The sequence below is a fragment of the Erwinia sp. S38 genome, assembly GCF_016624545.1.
Classification (GTDB): Bacteria; Pseudomonadota; Gammaproteobacteria; order Enterobacterales; family Enterobacteriaceae; genus Erwinia; species Erwinia coffeiphila.
Genome location: NZ_JACVTS010000003.1, coordinates 32595 through 57173, shown reverse-complemented (window position 1 = coordinate 57173; position 24579 = coordinate 32595). Strand labels below are relative to the sequence as shown.

The following is a 24579-nucleotide window of genomic DNA, read 5'->3' as shown; positions in this document are numbered from 1 at the left end:
CCTTCCGTTAATCTTCGTCGAAGTTAATGTCGATGAGGTCTTTCACCTCGTTCTGCTGGTAGCGTTCGATGCTGTTGACGATCACCACGCCGTCGGCATCATCCAGGCTGCGCGCCTGAATCAGATCGCGCGGGTCCGCCACCATCTGCGCCAGGTTGCTCTGGTTGGCACAGCCGAGGTAGCCCACGGCCTCATACGGCTTGACCATCAGCAGGTTGGGATCGTTGATCTGACAGCGGGTGTTGGTCACCGCCAGCGCCTGCGACTGCAGTTGCAGATCGCCACCGCGCCCGGCGGACGGCACGCGGCCCATCACCCGCACGTGGCGTTTGTCGGCACCGGCATTCTGTAAGGCGTTCGCCAGACGATTCGCCAGCTGTTCGCCGCGTGGGGTCCACGGGGTCAGCGTCAGGGTCTGTTTTTCCAGCCTGCCCTGCTGTTTCAGCAGCTGATTCACCGCCGCCAGTGATTCCGGGGTCAGCCCCTGGCCGTTACGATCGACCTGAAGATTGACCGCCAGCGAGGACGGCTTCACCTTCACCGCCGCCAGATCCGGCTGATTGAAACGCTCCATGCGTTCGGCGCTGATATCGCGGTCGCTGCACGCGGCCAGCGTGGTCATCAGCAGCGCAATACCGCTCAGGCGCAGGGTAAATAAAGAATAATTTTTCATGTTTATCGCCTGTCAGTAGAGGTAGCCAGCGGCACCGAATTCAGGAGTTACGGCATCGATCATCTTCACGCCGCTGCCCGGGGTTTGCAGCTGACCGGCGCTGACCGGGGCAACCACGTAGGCGGTGGCGATGATCACCAGTTCGGTTTCTTCGCTGCTGGTTGACTCTTTCTCAAACATGCGGCCCACCACCGGAATAGATGACAGACCCGGCACGCCGTCTACCGTCTGGCTGTTGCTGCTGCGCAACATGCCTGCCAGGGCAAAACTTTGTCCGCTGGCCAGCTCGACGGTGGTGTCGGCACGGCGCACGGTCAGTGCAGGAATGGTGGAACCCCCTTCCAGCTGAACCGAACCGACCGAGGTCAGCTCGCTGACTTCCGGCGCGATATGCAGGCTGATGCGGTTGCCCGACAGCAGGGTTGGCGTCATGCGCAGGATCACACCGTAGGATTTGTAATCGATGCTGATGCTGTTGCCGGTGACCAGTACAATCGGCACCTCACCACCGGCGGCAAACGCGGCAGTTTCACCGGACATCGCCGTCAGGTTCGGCTCGGCAAGCACCGAGGCCAGGCCCTGCGAGTTCATCGCCGAGAGCAGCGTGCTCAGCGAACCGTCGCTGCCGGTGCTGCTGTAGCCCAGCATGCCGCTGCCGCCTTCACGGGTGAAGGTGTTGCTGGTGGCGCTGAAGAAGTCGGTCAACGCACCGCTGCCGAAGCCGAAGCTGTTGCCGCCGCGATTCAGCGAGGCATCCCAGTTAAAGCCCAGTTCGTGGGTCAGCTTGCGGGAGACTTCCACCACGCGAACGCGAATGTTGATCTGTGAAGGGGTACGCACCTTCAACTGGTTCACTACGTTAGGTGACGTGGTGCTGGAGCCGGGCTGAGCGTTGCCTGAACCGCCACCGCCGCCAGAACCACCACCGGCTCCGCCGCCTTGTCCGCCACCGCCATCCGATCCACCCGCGCCGCCGGAAGAACCGATCCATGCCTGCACGCTGTCGATAACTTTCTTGGCATCCTGCGGCGTTTCCACGCTGCCGCGCACGATCACGCCGCTCGGCACCGAGGCTTCCAGCAGGATCTGTGCATCCGGGAACTCACGGCGCAGACGCTCTTTCAGCGCAGCCAGGTCGTGCTCGGCCACCAGGCGAATTGCGCTGATCACCTGGCCGTCGGCATCCATCGCATACAGCGTGGTGGTGCCGACGGTTTTGGCATAGACAAACACATTGCCCGGGGATGGCAGCTCAAAGCTGGCGATTTCCGGGTCGGCCACCAGCACGCTGTCCGGGACTTCATCCAGCTGCAGCATGCGCCCCTGGTGAACGTTCAGATGGATCTCGCTGGTGGCGTCAATCTGGGTGACCGCAGCCGCTGGTAGTGCCAGGGTGGCTAACACCCAGCTGACGGCCGTCAGCAATCGTTTGCCAGCCGGGCGGCGGCAAAAGTCGGTAGGTTTCATCTTCATTTAGGAATATCCGTGACTGGGATTATCTCATCCGTGCTGCCGCAGCCTGCGGCAGCACGCTGTCATCTTGCCTGGAACTGCTGAACTTTTGCCTCATCGGCCCGGAAGGTTTTGACCTTCACATTCGAACCGTAGATTGCGGTACTGTCCGCCAGCCGGGTCACCGCGGATGGCCCCGCATCGGCATCATCATCCGACTCTAACGGGCTACGCAGCGCCAGCTGCAGCAGGCCAACCTCTTTCGCAACGGCGAGCACTTCCGCCTGCTGCGGCGTGGCTTCAACGGTCACGGTTTGATATACCGGGTTACGCGGGCGCGCCGGGGCATTCTTACCCGTCGCATCACCGTCAACGTCCTGACGCGGACGCACGTCGGTGTCGGTCTGGCTGTTCATCGCCAGCACCCGCAGGTTACGCGCCACGGTCTGGGCGGCCAGCATTGGCACCACCACCGGTGCGGCAGCAGACGGGGCCGACTGCGTTTGTTCGTCACGGCGCAGGCTGAGGATCACATCCACGCGGTCACCGGCGGAAACCAGACCGGAGTTGCTGGCGACGGCGCTGGTCGGGATAGAGATGGCACGCATACCCGGATGCAGCACGGCGGCAACAAATCCAGGTTCGTTTGGACGCACCAGCATATTGCTGCTGAGGCGTGTGCCTGCGGGAATACGTTCACGCAGCGTGGCACCGAACAGTTTATTTTCCTGGTCTTTACCACTGACGAAATAAAACGAGCGGGAAACGGACTCCGCCGTTTCTTCCCAGCGTAGGGCAGAGGGATCGATAAAATCACCCGGAGAGAGATCGCGCGCGGCGACTAATACTGCGGTTTTTTCCACTGGAGCCTTTGCCGCCTGTTTAGCAACCGGTGCAGAGAGCTGGCTGCGGACGACCAACGCGACCACACCGGCAGCAATTAGCGCCCCGGCTAATAATACCGTTGAATTAATTTTCATTTTTTTATATTTACCGGTTCAGATTCTTTTATTCAGAACTGAGGCCAAATAAGGATATAAGCCGCACCAAATGCAATGGCAATTCCGTAGGGAATACCCCGTGATAATTCATCGGGTAATACCGGCGGCGGTGTAATATTTATCCGTAAGTTGCTGTTCAACCGTTCAATAAACAACGCAATGCCGGTGGTTAAGGTATTCAGCAGCGGCAGCGCCAGCGCCAGTACCCCACCTGCAATCGCGGTGATCATCACAAACCGGGTTTGATGCCCATAGCCAACCCAGAGGCAGAGCACGCTCATCAGCTTCACATCTCCGGCACCCAGACGGCCGGTTAAAAACATAGCAAAACCAATGACAAACACCAGACCGGCACCGGGTAACGCCTGAAGCAGCGTCCCGGAAATGCGCGGTAGCGGACCGGCTATTCCTTCAGCCGCCAGCGCGCAAAGCGCCAGAAAGCCCAGTAACAGCAGCAGCACGGCGCGGTTGGGAATGCGTCGCGCCACCAGGTCGCTAAACACACACCACAGCAAACCAACAACCAGCAGGACATACCAGGCAATCTGTACGCCTGACTGTATCGCCATTATTTAGTGGTGGTGCCGGAGCCGGTGATCTGATCGGCAATCTGAGTAAACTTGTCGTTCAGCGCCTTCACAAAGATACCGTCATCGCCGAAGATGGCCGCAATCGCTGCCGCCATCGCCGCAGCCAGAATGCCGTATTCAATGGCCGTTACGCCGCTTTCGTCATGGAAAAAGGCACGCAGTTTTGCACTTAACTGTTTCATTATTCCGCTACTCTCTTTCAGGTTATTGCGTTGCCTTCCGCGCACGGCAGAAGCACAACCAGAGGCGTCAATAATGAGACTTATTCTCACGAACAACAAGATGCCGAAGATTAAGATACGTTAATTTTCGCTATTTTCTTGTCTGAATAACCGTAATTTTTGCGATGAGAAACGTTGCTCGGAAAAATAAAACCGGACTACGTGAAGGGATTATATTTTACAGGGGGGTTCGCGCAGGGAATAATTCCCTGCGCGTAGAGGGACAATTAATAATTCTTAATGGTAAATAATATTACACAAAGAACAAATGGCATAAATATAGCCAGATTAATACTAAGACTTTCCTGAAGATATCCTTCACTAGCTGCGATTAAGACACAAATAGACCACCAGCCCGGGATCGGCAGATCCAAAATAGAGTTTACCATGATGTAATTCGGCAATCGCTTTTACCAGCGAAAGTCCGAGCCCAAAACCACTGTGCGTACCGTCCTGCCCCAGTCGTTCAAAGCGCTCCGTCGCCCGCGGATACAGGTCGGGTGCAATACCCGGGCCCAGATCCGCCACCACCAGCGCCAGCCAGCCGCGATGCAGCTGTACGCTGAGAGTGATCCGTCCGCGTTCGGCGGCGTACTTCAGCGAGTTCTCAATCAGATTCGCCATCGCCTGGAACACCAGCGCCCGATCGCCAAACAGCGGCATCGAGGCTTTTAGTTCAACCGCCAACAGGCACTGCTTCTCTTCTGCCAGCGGCTGATAATACTCGGCTAAATCGTTCAGCAGATCCTGCGCGCTGAACTGTTCAAACTGGTGCACGCAGCGGCCGCTTTCGATTTCACCAATGCGCATCACGTTGCGGAACAGCGCCAGCACATCCTGCACTTCGGTGGTCGCCGCGTCGATCTCTCGCCGCACGCTGCCGCTGAGATCGTCGCGCTCGCCGAGGCTGAACAGCCGGTTCTGCAAATGCGTCAGCGGCGTACGCAACTCGTGCGCCACATGCCCGGCGGTGCTGCGCACCTGATTCATCAGGCGATCGATACGCTCCAGATTCTGGTTAATATCGGTGCACAGTCCGTCGAAATCGTTGCCCCACGGTGAGACAGGCATCCTCACATGCTGCTCACCGGTGCTGTAGCGGCGCAGCGCCTCGCGGATTTGCCGCACGCTGTTGAGGTTACGCTGACTGAAGCGGCTGCTGACAAGAAGGCAGCACATCAGCAGAATAAACACCCCGGCCCCCGCCACCAGCGGGATGGTCCTCAGCCGCTCCATCATCGGCACGATATTATACGCGCGGAAGAAGGTGGCACCATCGTCCAGTCTTACCGCCAGCGCGATAACCTGGTTGCTGCCCGCCACGCCGAGCAGACCTTTCAGACATTCAATATCCATGCCACAGTGGCCGCGCGCGGGCGTCACCGGGGCGTTGTGATAAATCAGCGCCCCGTCGGCGGCCAGCACCATTACCATCGGCAGCTCGCCGCTCTGCTCGTCGCGCTCCTGGCGCAAAAAATCCACCAGGCTTTCGCTGGTTTTCAGGCGTGATTTAGCGGAATAGCTGTAGATATCGTTGGTGATAATATCATGCACGTGGGTACGTAACAGTGATTCACTTAGCACACTCACACCAACGATACAGCCAAGCATCATCATCATAAACAGATAGGCGATGGTAATAGCCTGACGAAAGTTGGAGGTCGACAGAAACGCCGGATCGTAGTTGGCAAGAATGGCCTGCCACTGATGCAGCTTCATCAGCGCCCGGCGTCGGAAAAGACGCAGGCGCAGGCCGTGCTCGCGCAGATTGTTAACGGACGACACCCCTACCTCTTCTCAACTTCACCAAGGCAATACCCCACCGAGCGCAGAGTACGGATCAGCGGCAGCGAGAAGCCCTTATCGATCTTGGCACGCAGCTTGGACAGGTGTACGTCAATCAGGTTGGTTTGCGGATCGAACTGATAGCCCCAGACCCGCTCAAGCAGCAGCGTGCGGCTGAGCACTTTGCCGGGATGCTCCATCAGCAGCATCAGCAGCTTGATCTCTTTATCGGTCAGTTCAATGCGCTTGCCGCCGCGCCAGGCCGATCGTTGCAGGCAGTCGACTTTCAGATCGGCAAACGTCAGCACCTGGCTGTGCTCGCTGCGGCGCTTGTCGCGGCCAACGATAATATCCAGCCGCAGTCGCAGTTCGTTCATATTGAACGGCTTGCCCATATAATCTTCGGCCCCCAGTTCCAGGCCCATCACCCGATCGATATCGCGATCGAGCGCCGACAGCAGCATTACCGGCGGATGCTGGCGGCCCTGAAGCGCACGCAGGACGCTGAAGCCGTCCATTCCGGGCAGCATTCGGTCCAGCAGAACCACGTCATAGACTTCCTGTTCGATAGCTTCCAGCGCTAACGCGCCGTCGTGAACCAGACGACAGGAGTGTCCGTGGGCGTGTAATTTCTCACTCAGCCACTGGCAAAGCGTGGAATCATCATCAACCACTAAAACGCGCATAAAATTCCCCTGAACTGCACTTTCTTTCAGCCCGCCCGCTGAATGCAGGTACTTGTTATTAATATAAATCAGTTATTACTTTGCTACACAGGAAGGGAGGCGGCCGGTAACAACCGACTAAATACTCTAACGGATAATAACAATCATTATCATTTGATTACAAGGTATTTGCAATGTTTGTGTAAGCGTTTGCACAAAGAAGGATTCAGAGTGTAAGCCCCGGCGGGCAAGGGTTAGAGGCGAACGGCGTGATGAGGCACGCCGGAACCTTAACGAAATTTAATGCTGGCGCGTTGGAATTTTAGCTGGCCGCCGGCAGCCACTGTGCTGAGGGCAAAAGCGTGGCCCCCGGCAGCCGAGCTGTCGAGGGAGAAAGCGCGGCGTCCGGCAGCACGGCCTCAGTCGACCGTGAGCGCGGCGCGTTCGGACTGATTTTCGGCACCGGACTTATTCGCGCTGCCGCCGCAGGCGATATCGCCCCGGTACATTTTCACCACCTCACCGACGATTAACAGTGCAGGCGTTTTAACCTTTTCACGGGCGATGATGTGCGCCAGCGCATCCAGCGTGGCGGTCAGTACCCGCTGTTCCGGCTGAGTGCCGCGTTCGATCACCGCCACCGGCGTACTCGCAGGCAGCCCGTGCGCCACCAGCCGCTGGCTGATGTGGTCACTGTGGGTAATGCCCATGTAAAACACCAGCGTCTGCCGCGCTGAGGCCAGCGCCGCCCAGTCGACGTCCGGTTCGCCTTGCGCGCCGTGGCCGGTGACAAAGCGCACCGACTGCGCCAGATCGCGGTGGGTTAAGGGGATGCCGCTGGCGGCCGCGCAGCCCATCGCCGCCGTAATACCGGGCACGATATGGCATGCCACTCCGCTCTGCTGGCAGTGCGCCATTTCCTCGCCGCCGCGGCCAAACACAAAGGGATCGCCACCTTTCAGCCGCACCACGCGGTGACCTCTCTGCGCCAGATCAACCAGCAGCTGGTTAATCTCATCCTGGCCAAGAGTGTGATCGCGCATCGATTTACCGACGTCAATGCGCAGCGCTTCATCGGGGATCAGCGCCATCACCGGTGGGGAGACCAGCCGGTCAAACACCACCACGTCCGCCTGCTGGATCGCCCGCAGCGCCTTGAGAGTCAGCAGCTCAGCGTCGCCCGGCCCCGCGCCGACCAGCCAGACTTCGCCAGCGCGCACCGGCTGCTGCCGATCGCCCGCCGCCAAAATCGTTGCCATCTGCTGCATCCGTAACGCCTGTTGAAGTGTGTTCATTTGACCTCTCCCGCCGTCAGCGTACTGAGCTGAGCGGCAATGATTTTTTTGAGTTCGGGAATGCAGGAGCCGCAGTTGGTGCCGCATTTGAGTGCGTCGCCCAGCTGCTGCACGCTGCGGCAGCCCTGGCGTACGGCATCCGCAATCGGGATTTCACCGACGGAAAAGCAGCTACAGATGATGGCACCGGTCGGTGCTTTATCGCCCCCGGCGCGCCCGGCCAGCAGCGCCAGCCGCTGCGATGCGGTTTGCGGCGGTGCGCTGAAGGCCGCCACTACCGCCTGACGGTCCACGGCCGGTGCCCTGCGGCGGGCGTAAAACGCCAGCTGTAGTTCCCCCTCGCACCAGGCCAGCAGGCTGAAACCGTCGTCGCCCAGATCGGCGGTCTGGCAAATCAGGCCAGCGGTGGGGTACTGCTCGTTCACCCACACCAGCCAGTCCGTCGGCCGTGACGAATCCGCGAGGGTAAAGTGGCTAACCCCCGGCTGGGTAATCCGGCTCCAGTACGGCGTCAGCGGCGGCACGTTATTTTCGCCGCGTACAAACAGTTCCGCCTGCCACGCGGCACGCCAGCGGCGCAGGCTGACCGGCATATGTTTGCTTTCCGGCTGCCCGGAGAGCGGATCGACGTGCGCCTCAATCAGCGCATCCACCCGCGCCTGCTGGCTGAAGTTACTGTTCCAGTGCATCGGCACAAATACGCTGCCGCGCGGTTGCAGCGGGTCCGGCTGCGCGCGCAGCAGCAGCCAGCCGTGCGACGAGGACACGCGCAGCAGATCGCCGGTGCGGATCTGCGGCGCATCATCGGGATGAAACTGGCAAAACGGTTCACTGAGGTGCTGCATCAGCCGCGCCGACTTGCCGGTGCGGGTCATCGTGTGCCACTGGTCACGCACCCGTCCGGTATTCATCACCAGCGGATAAGCTTCGCTCGGTGCGTTGAGCGGCAGGCGAGGCACCACGGCGATCAGCCGGGCTTTGCCATCGGGATGGTAAAAACGTTTGTCGGTAAACAGCCGCGCCGTGCCCTGCGGATTAGACGCGTTGACCGGCCACTGTATCGGCTGCAACCCGTCCCACTCCGCATTCGACAACTGCGCCAGGCCGCTGATATCAAACGCCCGCGAACCCTGATTCTCAAAGCCGGAGAGCGCCGCGTGCTCGCGGAAGATCTCCGCCGGATGCTGCCAGGCGAAGGCGTCCGCAAACCCCAGCCGTTGTGCCACCTGGCTGAGTATCCACCAGTCCGGTTTTGCCTCTCCCGGAGCAGGCAAAAAAGCCCGCTGACGCGAAATACAGCGCTCGGAGTTGGTCACCGTGCCGTTTTTTTCACCCCAGCCCAGCGCGGGCAGGCAGATATGGGCAGCGCGGGTGGTATCGGTGTCGCGCATAATATCGGAAACAATCACCAGCGGGCAGCGCGCCAGTCCGGCCCGCACCCGGTCTGCATCCGGCAGCGATACCAGCGGATTGGTGCCCATAATCCAGACCGCTTTGATCCGCCCTTCTTCCCCCGCCCGGAACAGATCTACCGCGTTCAGTCCGGCGGATTGGCTGACGCTGTCGCTGCCCCAGAAGCGCCCTACCCGGCTGATATCCTCCGGCGTAAAGCCCATATGGCAGGCCAGCTGATTCGCCAGCCCGCCGACTTCGCGCCCGCCCATCGCATTTGGCTGACCGGTTATCGAAAACGGCCCGCAGCCCTCGCGCCCGATCTGCCCGGTGGCCAGATGCAGATTGATGATGGCGTTGCATTTGTCCACCCCGGAGCTGGACTGGTTGATGCCCATCGAATAGAGCGTCACCAGCCGTTCACTGCCGCCGACCAGCCGGTAAAAGTCCCGCAGCTGTTCCTCCGCCAGGCCGCAGAATTCTGCCGTGCGCGCTAGCGTCCATTCACTCGCCGCCCGCAGTGTTTCTGCTGCCCCCTGCGTATGCAGCTGGAGAAAATCACTATCCAGCCTGCCGCACTCCGCCATCGCATTTAATACGCCGCAGAACAGCGCGGCGTCGCTGCCGGGGCGCAGCGCCAGATGCATATCGGCGATGTCGCAGGTGGCGGTCTGGCGCGGATCGATCACGATAATCCGCATCTCAGGTCGATCTTTCTTGGCCTGCGCCAGCCGCTGATACACCACCGGATGCGCCCACGCGGTGTTCGAACCGATTAACAGCACGCAGTCGGCCTGTTCCAGGTCCTGATAGCGGCACGGCACCGCATCGGCACCGAACGCGCGCTTATAGCCCACCACGGCGGAGGCCATGCACAGCCGCGAATTGGTATCCATATTTCCCGCGCCGATAAAGCCCTTCATCAGCTTATTGGCAACGTAGTAATCCTCGGTCAGCAGCTGGCCGGAGCCGTAAAACGCCACCGACTGCGGACCATATTCACTGATAATCGCCCGCAGCCGATCCGCGACCGCGTCCAGCGCCTGCGCCCAGCTGACCGGTTGGCGATCGATCTCCGGCTGTAGCAGCCGCCCCTGCAAGCCCAGCGTTTCCCCCAGCGCGCTGCCTTTCACGCACAGCCGCCCGAGGTTGGCCGGATGGGTTTTTATCCCGCTGGCGCTGAACGTATCGCCCTGCGGCTGCATGCTGACGCCGCACCCCACGCCGCAGTAGGCGCAGGTGGTTAGCGTCGTTGCTGCTGGCGTCGATTTCATACGCTGACCGTCGCAATGATTTCCGCCGTTTTCACCGCCGCCGCAACCGGCTGTTCCTGCACCCAGACGCGGCCGTTTTCCACCTTAACCGGCCAGACGCTGAGCGCCAGCTGGCCGTCATCCACGCTGCGGCCGTCATGCAGGCGGAAACGCTGCTTGTAGAGCGGTGAAATCACCACCGGCTCCCCTTTCACATCGCCCAGCAGCCCGCGCGACAGCACATTGGCATCGCTGTCCGGCTCGTGGTTGCTCAGGGCGAAAACCTGCTGCGGATGCGTCGGCAGGTGGAACAGCGCAATCTGCCGGTTGGCCAGCCGCGCTGCCATCCCCGCATTGGCCGGGATCGCCTGCACATCGCAAAGATCCACCCAGCCCTGTACTGCACTCACCGTCTGAGCCACCACGCTTACAGGAGACTCTGCGCGTTCCTGCGAGGTTGCCGGACGGATCTGCTGGCGTTCGGTAACCATCACCACCGCTTCATCCGGTTCTGCGCTGTTAACAAACGGACGGAACAGAGCCAGCCGGTCCGGCTCGGCCAGCGTGGTTTGCCACTCGCACTGGTAGGTGCCGACTACCGCATCCATCTCGCTTTCCAGCTCCGCGCCGATGTGCAGGCTGTCTTCCAGCACCACCTGGCGCAGGTAGTCCAGACCGCCCTCCAGATTGTCCATCCACGTGCTGGTGCGCTGAAGCCGGTCGGCGGTCCGCACGTAGAACATCAGGAAGCGATCCACGGTGCGGATCAGATCGTCAGTGCTCATATCCTGCGCCAGCAAATCGGCGTGACGCGGCTTCATGCCGCCGTTGCCGCAGACGTACAGGTTCCAGCCCTTTTCGGTGGCGATCACCCCGACATCCTTGCTCTGCGCTTCGGCACACTCGCGGGTGCAGCCGGAAACGGCCATTTTGATTTTGTGCGGTGAACGCAGCCCCTTGTAGCGGTTCTCCAGCCGCAGGGCCAGACCGGTAGAGTCCTGCACGCCGTAGCGGCACCAGTTGGAGCCCACGCAGGATTTCACCGTGCGCAGCGACTTGCCGTAGGCGTGGCCGGTTTCAAACCCGGCGTCCACCAGCTGCTGCCAGATTTCCGGCAGCTGTTCCAGCCGTGCGCCGAACAGATCCACCCGCTGCCCGCCGGTGATTTTGGTGTAAAGGTTGTAGCGTTTAGCCACCTGACCGATGGCAATCAGCCCGTCCGGGGTGATTTCACCGGCCGGAATACGCGGCACCACCGAATAGGTGCCGTCCTTCTGGATGTTGGCAAAGTAGCGGTCGTTGGTGTCCTGCAATGGCAGATGCTGCGGCTTGAGCAGGTAGTCGTTCCAGCAGGAGGCGAGGACCGATCCGGCCAGCGGCTTGCAGATTTCGCAGCCGCTGCCCTGGCCGTGCTTGTGGATCAGCTCTTCAAAGCTGCGGATATTGCCCGCACGCACCAGGTGATAGATTTCCTGCCGCGAAAAAGCAAAGTGCTCGCAGATGTCCTTTTTCACCTCCACGCCCATTTCGGTCAGCGCAAACTCCATCACCTGTTTGGTCAGCGCCGCGCAGCCGCCGCAGCCGGTTGCCGCTTTGGTGCAGGCTTTAACCGCCGCCATATCACCGCAGCCGCCCTTCACCGCGTCGCAGATATCCGATTTGCTGACGTTGTGGCAGGAACAGATTTGCGCACCGTCGGGCAGCGCCGCCACGCCCAGCGACTGCGGTGCCGCGCCGGAACTGGCAGGCAGGATCAGCATTTCCGGGCTGGCGGGCAGCGGCATGTCGTTGAGCATCATTTGCAGCAGCGTGCTGTATTCGCTGCTGTCGCCGACCAGCACCGCGCCAAGCAGGCGCTTTTTGTCCTCTGATACGACGATTTTTTTGTACACTTCACCGGGGCCGTCTACCCAGCTGTAGCTCTGACTGCCCGGCGTGCGGCCATGGGCGTCGCCCACCGAGGCCACTTCTACGCCCAGCAGCTTGAGTTTGGTACTCATATCCGCGCCCTTAAAGGCAACTTCACTCCCGGCCAGCGTATCGGCCAGGGTGCGCGCCATCTGGTAGCCGGGGGCAACCAGGCCAAAAATCTGCCCGTTCCACAGCGCGCATTCGCCGATGGCATAAATCGCCGGGTCGGAGGTTTGGCAGCAATCGTTAATCACAATCCCGCCGCGTGGCCCGACCTCCAGCCCGCACTCTCTCGCCAGCTGATCCCGCGGGCGGATACCGGCGGAGAACAGCACCAGATCGGTATCCAGATGGCCGCCGTCGGCGAACTCCATGCGATAGCCACCGGTTTCCCCTGCGACGATGGCGCGGGTTTCTTTGCCGGTATGCACCTGCACGTCCAGCGCTTCAATTTTGCGCCGCAGCATCGCCGCCCCGCCTTCGTCCAGCTGCACGCCCATCAGCCGGGGCGCGAACTCTACCACGTGGGTTTGCAGGCCGAGGTGCTTCAGCGCATTGGCCGCTTCCAGCCCCAGCAGGCCGCCGCCGACCACCACGCCGGTTTTTCCCGTGGCGGCACAGGCCTGGATCGCCGCCAGATCGTCCAGCGTGCGGTACACCAGACAGCCCGGCGCATCGTTGCCCGGAATCGGCGGTACAAACGGATAGGAACCGGTGGCCAGCACCAGCACATCGTACGCCGTCTGTCGGCCCTGGTGATCAACAACAAAACGGTGGCGGGTGTCGATATGGCCGATGCAGTGGCCCAGCCGCAGCTCAATCCCACTCGACTCAAAGAAGCCATCTTCCACCATTGACAGCGATTCCGCGCTGCGGCCGGAGAAATACTCGGAGAGATGTACCCGGTCGTAGGCCGGGGCTTTCTCTTCCGCAAACACAATCACCTGATAGTGCAGATGCAGCTCGCGTTCCACCAGCTGCTGCAGAAAATGGTGGCCGACCATGCCGTGTCCGGCCATCACTAATACGGGTTTCGACATTGCTTTGCTCCTCGTTGCCTCAACGGACAACTTTTCTGATTTAACGGGCGACGGGCCGGAATCGGCAGGTGCATCGCCGGGGCTGAAGACGCTCGGTGGCGTCTGCGAAAAAGAGGTCTGGTTCATGCGGGACAGATAGTCCGGGCCGTCGCTGATGTCACCCCACAGCACCACGCCGGCCAGCCGGTTATCGCGCAGCAGCAGGCGGCGGTAATGCCCGTCGAACGGATCGGAGGTGCTGTGGATCTGTGCGTTCTCACCGCCGTGCAGCTCACCGGCGCAGAACAGATCGATGCCGGTCACCTTCAGGCGCACCGCCAGCGTCGGGCTGACGGCGGCGGGAACGGGGTCGTCGATGGGGGCAGCGATAGGGGCGGCGATAGGGTCGGCCAGCAGACGGGCGGCCAGCGCATCTGCCTGCTGCCAGCACGGCGCAACCAGCCCGACGGTCAGCTGCCCCTGCTGGCAGCATTCGCCGATAGCAGAAATATCGGGGTCGGAGGTGTACAGCCGATCGTTGACCAGAATACCGCGATCGCAGGCCAGCCCGGCAGACCGCGCCAGGGCGATCTCGGGCCTTACCCCGGCGGCCACCACCACGCGCCGCGCCGGGATTTCACGTCCGTCACGCAGCGCCACCGCCTTTACGCAGCCGGAGTGGTCAGCGAGATAAGCGGCGGTCTGCGCCTGCAACACCGAAGTGATGCCGCGTGTCGCCAGGCTGAGCCGCAGCAGCTCGGCGGTATGTGCATCCAGCTGAGCATCCATCAGATGCGGCCCACGGTGCAGCAGGCTGACCTGCATTCCGCGCAGCGCCAGCGCGGCGGCGGCTTCCACGCCCAGCACGCCGCCACCAATCACCACCGCAGGCTGCCCGGCAATCTCACCGCTGAGAATGTTTTCCACATCCCGCATATCGCGAAAACCGTGGATTCCGCACAGGTCATCGCCCGGCAGCGGCGGCATAAACGCCCGCGAGCCGGTAGCCAGTACCAGATGGTCATAGGCCAGCGTGCGGTCGCCGATGCTGACCCGGCGCGCATCGCGGTCAATTGCCGTGACCGGCGCACCGGCGATAAGCGTCACGCCGTGCGCCGCATACCACGGCGCGTTATGGGTGATGATGTCGTCAAAGCCTTTCTCACCGGACAGCACCGGGGTCAGCTGGATGCGGTTATAGGCCGGCTGCCGCTCCTCGCCAACGATCAGGATGTGGAAACGCCCCGGCGCGCGTTCGCACAGCCGCTCCACCAGCCGCGCGCCCGCCATACCGTTACCGACTACGATCAGGGTGAGTTTCTTCATTGCGCGTATCCCGCCTGATAAATCAGGCCACCGCCCGGTGTTTTTCATACAGGAACTGCAGCACCTGCTGACGGTACTGATGGAACAGCGGATCGTTAGCCAGCGCCAGCCGCGAGCGTGGCCGCGCCAGCTCAACCTGCAGCACTTCACCCACTTTTGCCGCCGGTCCGTTGGTCATCAACATCACCCGGTCGGAAAGCAGTACGGCTTCATCAACATCGTGGGTGATGAGCACGATGGTGGTATTCAGCCGTGCCTGGATCTCCATTACCGCATCCTGCAAGTGAGCGCGGGTCAGCGCATCGAGCGCACCGAAAGGCTCATCCATCAGCAGCACTTTCGGCTTCATCGCCAGCGCGCGGGCGATGCCCACCCGCTGCTTCATACCGCCGGAGATCTCACCCGGGCGTTTATCGGCGGCGTGCGCCATATGCACCAGTTCGAGGTTGTGGTTAATCCAGTCGTGCATTTCGCTTTTGCTCATCGAGCCGCTGAACACCTGATTGACCGCCAGCGCCACGTTGTCAAAACTGGTCAGCCACGGCAGCAGCGAATGGTTCTGAAACACCACCCCGCGCTCCGGTCCGGGGCCGGTAATTTCCTGGTAATCGCACAGCAGCACCCCTTCCGTCGGGCGGCTCAGCCCGGCGATCAGATTCAGCAGCGTGGATTTACCGCAGCCGGAGTGGCCGATCAGGCTGACCGTTTCGCCCTGCGTGATATCGAAGCTGACGTTGTCCAGCGCCAGGAACGGACCTTTGGCGGCGGGGAAGCTCTGGCTGACGTTCTGCACGCGGATAATGGCTTTGTCGTTTTTCATCTCAGGCTCCTAACGGTTGTCGTAGCTGAATCGGCGAGCAATGGACATCAGCCCCTGCTCCAGCACCATGCCCACCGCCCCAATCAGCAGGATGGCGATGATGATGTTTTCCACGTTGAGGTTGTTCCACTCGTTCCAGATCCAGAAGCCGATGCCGACGCCGCCGGTCAGCATTTCGGCGGCGACGATCACCAGCCACGCAATGCCAATCGACAGGCGCACGCCGGTAAGGATGTAGGGCAGCACGGCGGGGAACAGGATTTTGCGCATCACGGTGAATTCGCTGAGCTTGAGCACCCGCGCCACGTTGAGGTAGTCCTGCGGAATGCGCGTTACCCCTTCGGCGGTGTTGAGGATCATCGGCCAGATCGAGCAGATAAAGATGGTCCACGCCGAGGCCGGTTCGGCACGCTGGAACAGCAGCAGACCGATCGGCAGCCACGCCAGCGGGCTGACCGGGCGCAGCAGCGAAATAATCGGGTTAAGCATGCTGGCGATAAAGCTGAAGCGGCCGATCAGGAAACCGGCGGGAATGCCGATCAGCGCCGCCAGCCCGAAGCCCATCGCCACGCGCTTCAGCGAGGCAAGCACGTTCCAGCCGATGCCCATGTCGTTTGGCCCGGCGACGTAAAACGGATCGGCGAATATCACCTTCGCCGCTTCCCAGGTTTTTAACGGCGTCGGGAACCCCTTGCTGCCGATCGCAGCAATCTGCCAGATCGCAATCAGCACAATCACCCCCAGCAATGCCGGAAGGGCTTTTTGCAGCGCGCAGCGCAGCATCACTCGCAGCGATACGACGGACGGCGCTTTCACCGCAGTTACCGGTGGTGCCGCATGCAGCGCGGCCGGATTAATGGAAACAATTTCTGCGCTCGTCGCTTCGATCGGCACGACGGTTTTGGTTTTAACATTGGCGGACATCGGCGACCTCTCTTAGCGTTTCATGGTAAAACTGTTGGCGTAGTCGGCAGGGTTGCTGCCGTCCCAGACTTTCCCGTCGATCAGCGTGCTGCTGCGCATCTCACTGGACGGCAGGTTGATGCCGCCGACCGCGCTGGCCGCCTGTTTGTAGATATCGGTGCGGTTAATTTTTTTCGCCACCGCCAGATAGTCCGGATCATGGTCCAGCAGCCCCCAGCGCCTGTGCTGAGTGAGGAACCATATGCCGTCGGAGAGGTACGGGTAGTTGACCGCGCCGTCGTTGAAGAAGCGCATGGCGTGGGTGTCCTGCCACGTTTTGCCCAGCCCGTTCTGATAGTCGCCAAGTATCCGCCCCTGGATGGTTTCCACCGGGGTATTGATGTACGCGCGAGCCGCCACCGTCTGGGCGGTTTCAATGCGATTGGTGTCCGAGGTGTCAATCCAGCGCGAGGCGTCCAGCACCGCAGCGGTCAGCGCACGCGCGGCATTCGGATTGGCATCAACCCAGGATGCGGTGGTGCCGAGAATTTTTTCCGGGTGATCCGGCCAGATTTCCTGCGTGGTGACGGCGGTGAAGCCGATATCGTCCTGAATGGCGCGCTGATTCCACGGTTCGCCCACGCAAAAACCGCTCATGTTGCCGATTTTCATGTTCACCACCATCTGCGGCGGCGGCACCACCACGTTGCGTACGTCGTTAAACGGGTGAATTCCGGCATTGGCCAGCCAGTAATAGAGCCACATGGCGTGGGTACCGGTCGGGAACGTTTGCGCAAAGGTGTAGGTGCCTTTCGCGCTGGCATCGACCACCTTCTTCAGCGAGGCGGCATCGCTGACGCCCGCCTGCTTCAGCTGATTCGACAGGGTGATCGCCTGGCCGTTGTTGTTCAGCGTCATCAGCATCGCCATATCGTGCTGCGGGCCGGAGACGCCCAGCTGCAGGCCGTAGACCAGCCCGTACAGCACGTGCGCGGCATCCAGCTCGCCGGAGACCAGCTTGTCGCGCACCGACGCCCAGCTCGACTCCTTGCTGGGGATGATTTTGATGCCGTACTTCTCGTCAAACTTCTTCACCGCCGCCATTACCACCGAGGAACAGTCGGTCAATGGGATAAAGCCGACGCGGATCGCTTTCTTTTCAGGCGCATCGGAACCGGCCGCCCAGACGCTGTTCATCAGGCCCGGCACCAGCAGGCTGCCGCCCAGCGCCGCACTCCCGGCGATAAAGCGGCGGCGGGAGAACTGCGCGGGCATTTTTTTGTCGTCTTGCGTCATTGCGGCTTCCTGTAATGTTGAAAAATGAGCAAAAAAAAAGCGTCCTGTCAGCGCTCAGTTTCCTGAACGCTGACGGACGCCTTTATCCGTAACTCTGACTAAACCGCCGTTGGCTTAGTCGTTATGGCTAATAACAATGCAGCTTGTATGCCAACTTCATGGCTCATCGAAAAATCAGTCGATTAGCTCATTATCTGTTCACTTCAGGGGTTTCACTGCACCGCAGCGGCACGCGTTGCACAGCGCAATGGCACACCAATAGTGCAACTACTCCTTTAGTATTAGTTGCTCTTTTTACCCAACACCGCCGACATGGCGAGCATCGCTTCGGCGACGTCCGACAGCTTACGGTTCTGGTTCATCGCCATATCGCGCAGGATTTTATGCGCCTGCGGTTCGGTCATGCCGTGATGCTGCATCAGCAGCCCTTTGGCCCGCTCCACCAGCTTGCGTTCGGCCAGCGTGGCGCGTAACCCGGCCAGCTCGGTATCCATCGCCTGTAGCTGGCGGGACTGCTGCTCAACCAGTTCCAGCACCGAACGGCTGAGCTGCGGTGGGATCAGTGCCGAATAGTGCGGTTCATGCGGAGGGATCTCACCGATGTCCTGCTGCTGCATCGCCAGCGACGCCTGCGCGTCATCGATCCGCTGACGGCAGCAGGTCATCAACACCTCTTCCAGCAGGTCTTCCACCCCTTTCATGCCGTCGATTCGCGCCGTGGTGACTTCAAACCAGCGCAGCGCGGTATCGCCGCCGTTATCTGCCGGTGTTGCACGGGTGCAGGCAATACGGCGAAGGCGTTCAAACTCGCTGCTGTCGGCGTTCAGCTGCTGCTGCCACAGCGCCAGGCAGCGGGCGTCGGCGAATTCGCTGAAGGTTTGCAGACAGCGTTCCTGGCTTTCAATCAGATCCAGCAATTGCTGCTGTGCCGCCTCGTCGAAGCGCCGTGCGGCGAATCCCGCTGCGCCCATCGCGCGCTCCTGCCCCGCCAGCTCTTTGCCCTGCATAAAGCTGAACATCGCCAGTAGCGCCCGCGAGATGGGCGGATCACCGGAGATATCGGCCGCTTCGAATATCAGTGCCAGATGGGTACGGATGACGTCGTTAAACTGGCGCATGGCTTCCGGCTGGCCGATCTCCTGTGCCTGAATCTGGCGGCGCAGCAGCGGCAGGGTGCTGAGGCTGTGGAGTACGGCGGCAATGCGGCTGAACAGGCGTGGCGCATTCGTCATGCTTTGCCCACTGAGATCGAGCGTTTGTAGTCGATCGTCCACCGCCCGTTCCGCCAGCTGCACCTGTAGCGCCCGTTCGCTGAGCTGTTCTGCCCAGAGTTCGCCGTGGGAGCATAAAAAGATGTTGGCCGTGCCGCGTTCGCGTTGCAGGACGTGGATCAGCTGGCTGACCGCGCCGACCAGTCTGCCCATTTCCAGTAGCTGCTGCAGGCAGGTGATTTCGCTTTTTTTTGATGCTAGGACGAAGCTGAGTGCGGAGAGTGGCATAGGCGGGCCTGACAGGTCATGGTGATGCAGGTGATGAAGCAAGAAGCGTGCCGGGGGGATTAGCTGACTGGTTGTTCCCTCGGTCGGGCTGCTCAATAGAAATTCTGTGTTTCAGCTGACTGGTTGCTCCCCCGATCGGGCCTTCACTGATAGCCCTGTGGATCAGCCGACTGGTTGCTCCTCGGGTCGGGCGGTCCTCGCGCCGCTGCGCGGTGCCTTCACTGCGGTCGTCAGCCTGTAGGACCGCCAGAGACGGGCCGTCCATGGCCCGGCTCTGACTTTCCCCCGCGTCCGTGCGGGTGAATCCTGGCTTCCTCGCTTCGTTCAGCGCTGTGGATTGCCCACCCGGGGGAACAACCAGTCTGCTTTTGGCTTAAGCGTTGTCTGTTGAGGAAAAATGGCTTTCGTGCTTTATGCCGCGCTGGCATAGGATTTGAACACTGGGGCTGGCTGTTTCCTTTTGGCTCCGGTTTAGTTCTTCGGAATCATTTTCAGTTTGAATACTTTTAATGGTGTTCCGTGCGATTACGGATGATTAAGGTTCTCTGATCGTTTAACAGAAACTCAGTGTTTCCACTGACTGTCTGCTTCTAACAGCCCGCACAATGCAAGAAAGAGGGGGCGGCCTCGGTGGATGGCGGGTAATCCGCAGCGCCGAGGTGGAGGCATTACGCCAGGAGAAGGCAGCAGGGACGCTGCCATCAGGCCGGGTTTGAACAGGGATGTTCAATCCTGGCCGGTCCGTCGGCGAAATGCCGGAACCGAGGGAACCGCATCGCGGCGCGAGGACCAGCCGCCAGCCACCGAGGCCGCCCCCTCTTCCACCGCCCCCATCGCGATAAAAACGCCAAACTATCCAAAACACATTCTCACATGACCCGGATCTGAATTTCACCCGCGTCCATGCGGGTGAATCCTGGTTTCATCGCTTCGTTAGCGCTGCGGATTGCCCGATCCAACCAGTCTGCTTTGAGTCAGGAGTTGTCTGTGGGAAATCCTGGCTTCATCGCTCCGTTGCTGGTTAGCGCCGGGAAGCCGGGTGGCTAAAAGAACAGCCGAGCTACACTTATAAATATTTGCAACATGACGGGTAACTTATTGTGCGCGTACTTATCGTGATAACGCTTCTGGCGCTGGCGGCCTGGTGGAGCCTGCCCTGGTTAAAATCCCATCTTCCTGCGCAGTGGAACCCCTTTATTCCACTGGATGTGACCGACCCGCCGGGCTGGATAACCCGTTATAAATTGCAGCAGCTGAAAGGCAATCCGCAGGCCTGTCTGGCGGTATTGCAGCGCGCCAGTGCGCAGGGACTGGTCAGTTTTCGTGAAGCGCCATTGCCCAAAGGAGAATGCACTATCGCGCAACCTATTCGCATCAGCAAATTTGGCCCGGTGTCACTGAGCAGCAGTTTTCTGGCGAGTTGCCCCATGGCCGTGGCCAGCACGATGTATGTCACACGCAGTCATCAATTATTGCAGCAGTCGGAGGTAGCAAGCCCGCTGCGGCGTATTGAACATGTTGGCAGCTTTGCCTGTCGCAATATTTATCATCGTGAGCAGGGGCGGCGCAGCGAACATGCCACCGCAGAGGCCTGGGATATTACCGCTTTTCAACTGGCTAACGGGCGCTGGCTGCGGGTAGCTAAAAACTGGCAAGAGCCTGCCAGCGAGTCAGCCGCACTGCATATACTCTGGCGCAATGGCTGTGCCAGCTTTGGTAATGCGCTGGGGCCTGACTATAACGCGGCTCACGCTTCACATTTTCATCTTGGCATGCACGGTAGCGGATTTTGTCGCTGATGCGTTCGGGCCGGTCCATCAGCAAAATGCCGGACCGAGAGCACCGCATCGCGGCGCCAGGACCGGACGCCAGCCAGCGAGGCCGCCCCATTTCCACCGCGCCCATCGCGATAAATGCAAAGCAAAAAAAAGCCGCCATCGTCCATCGATAGCAGCTAAATGGTCTCAAAAAGACCTTATTTCACACACACTCAAATCAGACTGTTACCTCTGACTCTTCCAACTCGGCTAACTGCTCGCGCCACAGCGCCTGCTCCGGCTGACCTTCTTTACGCTCGCCGTACAGCTGTGCGATCTGCGTACCGTCGGCGGCGTACAGCTCCAGACTGGTCACCACGCCGTCAACCGTCGGCTTACGGGTGATCCAGCTTTCGGCAATCTCACTGTCGCGCAGGTGCAGGGTGAACTCTGGATTGAAAATATTCAGCCAGCCGCGCATCGGCTCAACGCGCGCCAGCGGACCGGTAAAGATCTGCACCGCACCCCGGTTCGCCACAAACACCATGATCGGGTTACCGTCCTGCTGCACGCGGTGAAGCAGCGCTTCAACGGCCTGATTGTCGACCCGGCGGGCCAGATCGTCGCTGACGCTGTTAAACGCCTGCTGGCGGGAGAGACGATGGCGGTGCAGGATCATATAAAACTGATGCACGTCGGTCATGCCGCGCCACTCTTCTTCCAGCCGCGCGCTGTCCACTTCCGTGGCGAACGCCTGCTTCTGGGCGGCAACCACCTCCAGCTCTGGGTTCTCCCCGCGGGCAAACTGTACAATCAGCTGCTGCCAGGCGGCCATATCGCTGTTTTCGGTGGTGTACACCTTGTGGATGGCATCACCCTGCGCATCGAAAAATTGCAGGCTATGGCGCACGCCGCGTGCGGAAGATTCTTCCAGCACAAAGGCGCTGTGCCACTGCTTGAGGAACAAGCGTAAATCGATGCCGCCCGGATTGAGGATCAGCCCCGCGTGCCCGTCCAGCTGCTGATTGACGTAGTGACCCACCTGCTCGTGCACCGCCCAGTCGTTACGCGTAATCGCTTTCAGTTCACCAACCGACGCCAGCGCGCCGAGCAGGGCTTTGGGGTCATCAGCCAGACGGCGGGCATCGTGGCCCACGCGCGCGGCGGCGAGCTGTGCTTCGCTGGTTTCCAGCAGCGCGGCAAGATCGCGAGCATAAAGCTGAGGGTGGTCCGCACGGGCGGCAACATAGCGTGAATAAAGCGACTGCGACATGGTGAGGTTCCTTACAAAATCGGGCATTTGCGCGCAGTATGATCGCCGCCCGCTCAGGGCCACAAGTAAAAACAAGAAACCTGAAAAGAACTTAATAATCCACCCAGGGGCGTGAACGGGCGAGTATCTACCTCAACCCGCAACAGGTAAGGATCGATGCCGGATTTCACCCGGCGATAAACAGCCGCAGCATTAAATTTTGTTAAGGCACGTCATACCGCCGAGTATGAGTTCAGAACGAAGCAAGAAGGACATGTTTTCCCCCTGCCCCTCACCAAACCTAAAGCAGACTGGCTGCTCCCGGGATCGATCAATTCGCAGCGTTTTAAATAGCCTGGGAGCAGGGAGTTATCCGCACAATGTGAGGAAATTAAGAGCCGCGCCATGAACGAATCTGTAGTGGGTAGTTTGGCTTTTTTTATCGCTTTATCGCTTTATCGCGATGAGATTGGTGAAAAAGGGGTGGCCTCGGTGGCAGGCGGCCGGTCCTCGCGCCGCGTGGCGGTTCCCTCGGTTCCGGCATTTCGCCGACGGACCGGCCAGGATTGAACATCCCTGTTCAAACCCGGCCTGATGGCAGCGTCCCTGCTGCCTTCTCCTGGCGTAATGCCTGCACCTCGGCGCTGCGGATTACCCGCCAGCCACCGAGGCCGCCCCTCTTTTCTTGCATTGTGCGGGCTGTTAAAAGCCGCCAGTTAGAGCAAACACTGAGTTTATGTAAATCGTCCAGAAATCACTAACCACCCCAAATTGCACGACATTCCGAAAAAAACATTCAATTTGAATAGAACTCCGAAAAAAACACCCACAAATGCAAACCACCAGCTCCAGCGTTTGAAACATCCGCAGCCAGGTTTAAAAAACGACAACACGGACTTCCCACAGGCAGCACTTAAGTCAAAAGCACACTGGCTGCTCCCCCGGTCTGGTAATACGCAGCACTGAAAGGAGCGAAGAAATCAGATCTGTCTTTCAGACAACACCCAAGCCAAAAGCAGACTGGTTGCTCCCCCGGACGGGCAATCCGCAGCGCTGAACGAAGCGAGGAAGCCAGGTCTGTCTTTCAGACAACACTCAAGCCAAAAGCAGACTGGTTGCTCCCCTGATCGGGCAATCCGCAGCGCTGAACGGAGCGAGGAAGCCAGGATTCACCCGCATGGACGCGGGGGAAAGTCAGAGCCGGGCCATGGACGGCCCGTCTCTGGCGGTCCGACAGGCTGACGACCGCAGTGAGGGAACCGCGTAGCGGCGTGAGGACCGCCCGAGCGGGGGAGCAACCAGTCAGCTGATACGCCGTGCTATCAGGAAAGTCCGTCTCTGGCGGTCCGACAGGCTGACGACCGCAGTGAAGGCACCGCGCAGCGGCGCGAGGACCGCCCGGTCGGGGGAACAACCAGTCTGCTGGAGCGCAGGGCTATCAGTGAAAGCCCGTCTCTGACGGTCCGACACGCTGACGACCGCAATGAAGGCACCGCGCAGCGGCGCGAGGACCGCCCGACCGGGGGAGCAACCAGCCTGCTGGAACACGGCCCCAATCAATCGATTGTAATCAAAAAATAAATATCGTATAACAACCGCCTCCGAGGGGTGTCCTGTAACGGGCTGAGATGGCAGCAATGCCGAACCCTTTGAACCTGATCTGGGTCATGCCAGCGAAGGGACGGGTTGGCAAACACAGATCGGTATTTGCCTCTTCACACCGCCGCCGCACCCCGGATCTCCACCACGATTTTGGAGATCTTATGCCTGCTTCAATGTTCGAATTCGGTCTGTTTGGTCGCCTCCGTCAAAATGCCGGACCGCACTGGGAACACTACGTCGCCCACCCGTTCCTGCAACAGCTCGGTGCCGGAACGCTGCCGGAAGCCGCCTTCCGCCGCTACCTGACCCAGGACTATCTGTTCCTCGTCCACTTCGCCCGCGCCTACGCCCTGCTGGTCACCAAATTCCACACCCTGCCGGAAATCCGCGCCGCCGCCGGTTCACTAAATAACATCGTGGCCGAACTTCCGCTGCACGTCGGCTACTGCGCCGGATGGGGTCTGAACGAAACGCAGATGGAACGCGAGCCGGAAGCCACTGAAACCATCAACTACACCCGCTACGTACTGGATATCGGCCACTCGGGCGATGCGCTGGAACTGCTGGCCGCCCTGCTGCCCTGCGTGGCGGGCTATGCGGAAGTTGGCCTGCGCCTGCTGGCCGATCCGGCCACGGTGATGGAGGGCAATCCTTACGCTTCGTGGATGCAGAACTACAGCGACCAGGGCTATCTGGACGGCGTGAAAGCGGCGATTGAGCTGCTCGACCGCGTGGGCCAGCAGCGCGGTGCCGACGCCCGTTTCGATCGGCTGAGTGAAATCTTCACGACCGCAACCCGCCTGGAAGGTGCCTTCTGGCAGATGGGGCTGAACGCCGTCGAAAACCCGGTTAATGCGTGGTGAACGG

Annotated in this window: 18 protein-coding genes and 1 riboswitch; of the genes, 3 read left to right on the top strand and 15 right to left on the bottom strand. The window is 60.4% G+C overall.

What is annotated here, in order from left to right:
- Positions 1-7 precede the first annotated feature (7 nt).
- The 14 genes from IBT46_RS04655 to IBT46_RS04590 all read right to left on the bottom strand — a co-directional run bounded on the left by IBT46_RS04655 (position 8) and on the right by IBT46_RS04590 (position 19101).
- On the bottom strand, positions 8-673 hold the full coding sequence (locus tag IBT46_RS04655) for a CpaD family pilus assembly lipoprotein (RefSeq protein WP_200544461.1): 666 nt from the start codon (positions 671-673) through the stop codon (positions 8-10).
- A gap of 12 nt (positions 674-685) precedes the next feature.
- Positions 686-2146, bottom strand: coding sequence for a type II and III secretion system protein family protein (locus IBT46_RS04650; protein ID WP_200544459.1), 1461 nt, complete (start codon positions 2144-2146; stop codon positions 686-688).
- Between the two features lie 62 nt (positions 2147-2208).
- The gene (gene cpaB / locus IBT46_RS04645; RefSeq protein ID WP_200544457.1) at positions 2209-3105 is read right to left on the bottom strand and encodes a Flp pilus assembly protein CpaB; all 897 of its coding nucleotides are present in this window, start codon (positions 3103-3105) and stop codon (positions 2209-2211) included.
- Positions 3106-3137: 32 nt separating this feature from the next.
- Positions 3138-3695, bottom strand: a complete 558-nt coding sequence (locus tag IBT46_RS04640; protein WP_200544455.1) for a prepilin peptidase — start codon at positions 3693-3695, stop codon at positions 3138-3140.
- Positions 3695-3898 (bottom strand): Flp family type IVb pilin, encoded by a 204-nt coding sequence (locus IBT46_RS04635; protein WP_105594308.1) that lies wholly within the window; start codon positions 3896-3898, stop codon positions 3695-3697. The genes IBT46_RS04640 and IBT46_RS04635 overlap by 1 nt, the downstream gene beginning before the upstream one ends.
- A 360-nt stretch (positions 3899-4258) precedes the next feature.
- Entirely contained in the window at positions 4259-5722 is a 1464-nt protein-coding gene (locus tag IBT46_RS04630) for a HAMP domain-containing sensor histidine kinase (protein WP_347710566.1), read from the bottom strand.
- A gap of 2 nt (positions 5723-5724) precedes the next feature.
- Positions 5725-6408, bottom strand: a complete 684-nt coding sequence (locus IBT46_RS04625; RefSeq protein ID WP_105594307.1) for a response regulator transcription factor — start codon at positions 6406-6408, stop codon at positions 5725-5727.
- A 398-nt stretch (positions 6409-6806) separates the two neighbouring features.
- Positions 6807-7655, bottom strand: coding sequence for a uroporphyrinogen-III C-methyltransferase (cobA, locus tag IBT46_RS04620; RefSeq protein ID WP_370569397.1), 849 nt, complete (start codon positions 7653-7655; stop codon positions 6807-6809).
- Between the two features lie 23 nt (positions 7656-7678).
- A complete protein-coding gene (locus IBT46_RS04615; RefSeq protein ID WP_200544451.1) occupies positions 7679-10348 on the bottom strand; it encodes a nitrate reductase in 2670 nt (889 codons plus the stop codon).
- Positions 10345-14583 carry a nitrite reductase large subunit NirB gene (gene nirB, locus IBT46_RS04610; protein ID WP_200544449.1) on the bottom strand — a complete coding sequence of 1413 codons (4239 nt, stop codon included), beginning with the start codon at positions 14581-14583 and terminating at the stop codon, positions 10345-10347. Before nirB ends, IBT46_RS04615 begins: the two co-directional genes overlap by 4 nt.
- A gap of 22 nt (positions 14584-14605) precedes the next feature.
- Complete coding sequence (locus IBT46_RS04605) at positions 14606-15403, bottom strand: ABC transporter ATP-binding protein (RefSeq protein ID WP_200544447.1); 798 nt, start codon at positions 15401-15403, stop codon at positions 14606-14608.
- 9 nt (positions 15404-15412) lie between these two features.
- Entirely contained in the window at positions 15413-16327 is a 915-nt protein-coding gene (gene ntrB, locus IBT46_RS04600; protein ID WP_200544444.1) for a nitrate ABC transporter permease, read from the bottom strand.
- 12 nt (positions 16328-16339) lie between these two features.
- The gene (locus IBT46_RS04595; RefSeq protein WP_200544442.1) at positions 16340-17602 is read right to left on the bottom strand and encodes a CmpA/NrtA family ABC transporter substrate-binding protein; all 1263 of its coding nucleotides are present in this window, start codon (positions 17600-17602) and stop codon (positions 16340-16342) included.
- Between the two features lie 281 nt (positions 17603-17883).
- Positions 17884-19101, bottom strand: coding sequence for a nitrate regulatory protein (locus IBT46_RS04590; RefSeq protein WP_200544440.1), 1218 nt, complete (start codon positions 19099-19101; stop codon positions 17884-17886).
- 1100 nt (positions 19102-20201) lie between these two features.
- Here IBT46_RS04590 and IBT46_RS04585 point away from each other — a divergent pair.
- Positions 20202-20900 (top strand): extensin family protein, encoded by a 699-nt coding sequence (locus IBT46_RS04585; protein WP_200544438.1) that lies wholly within the window; start codon positions 20202-20204, stop codon positions 20898-20900.
- A 196-nt stretch (positions 20901-21096) separates the two neighbouring features.
- Here the strand turns inward: IBT46_RS04585 and IBT46_RS04580 are convergent, their stop codons facing one another.
- Positions 21097-22131, bottom strand: a complete 1035-nt coding sequence (locus IBT46_RS04580) for a hemin-degrading factor (protein WP_200544436.1) — start codon at positions 22129-22131, stop codon at positions 21097-21099.
- 384 nt (positions 22132-22515) lie between these two features.
- Here IBT46_RS04580 and IBT46_RS04575 point away from each other — a divergent pair, with 384 nt between their 5' ends.
- Positions 22516-22680 (top strand): hypothetical protein, encoded by a 165-nt coding sequence (locus tag IBT46_RS04575; protein ID WP_200544434.1) that lies wholly within the window; start codon positions 22516-22518, stop codon positions 22678-22680.
- 1024 nt (positions 22681-23704) lie between these two features.
- Positions 23705-23809: riboswitch (TPP riboswitch) on the top strand.
- A gap of 64 nt (positions 23810-23873) precedes the next feature.
- Positions 23874-24575 carry a thiaminase II gene (gene tenA, locus IBT46_RS04570; RefSeq protein WP_200544432.1) on the top strand — a complete coding sequence of 234 codons (702 nt, stop codon included), beginning with the start codon at positions 23874-23876 and terminating at the stop codon, positions 24573-24575.
- Positions 24576-24579 lie beyond the last annotated feature (4 nt).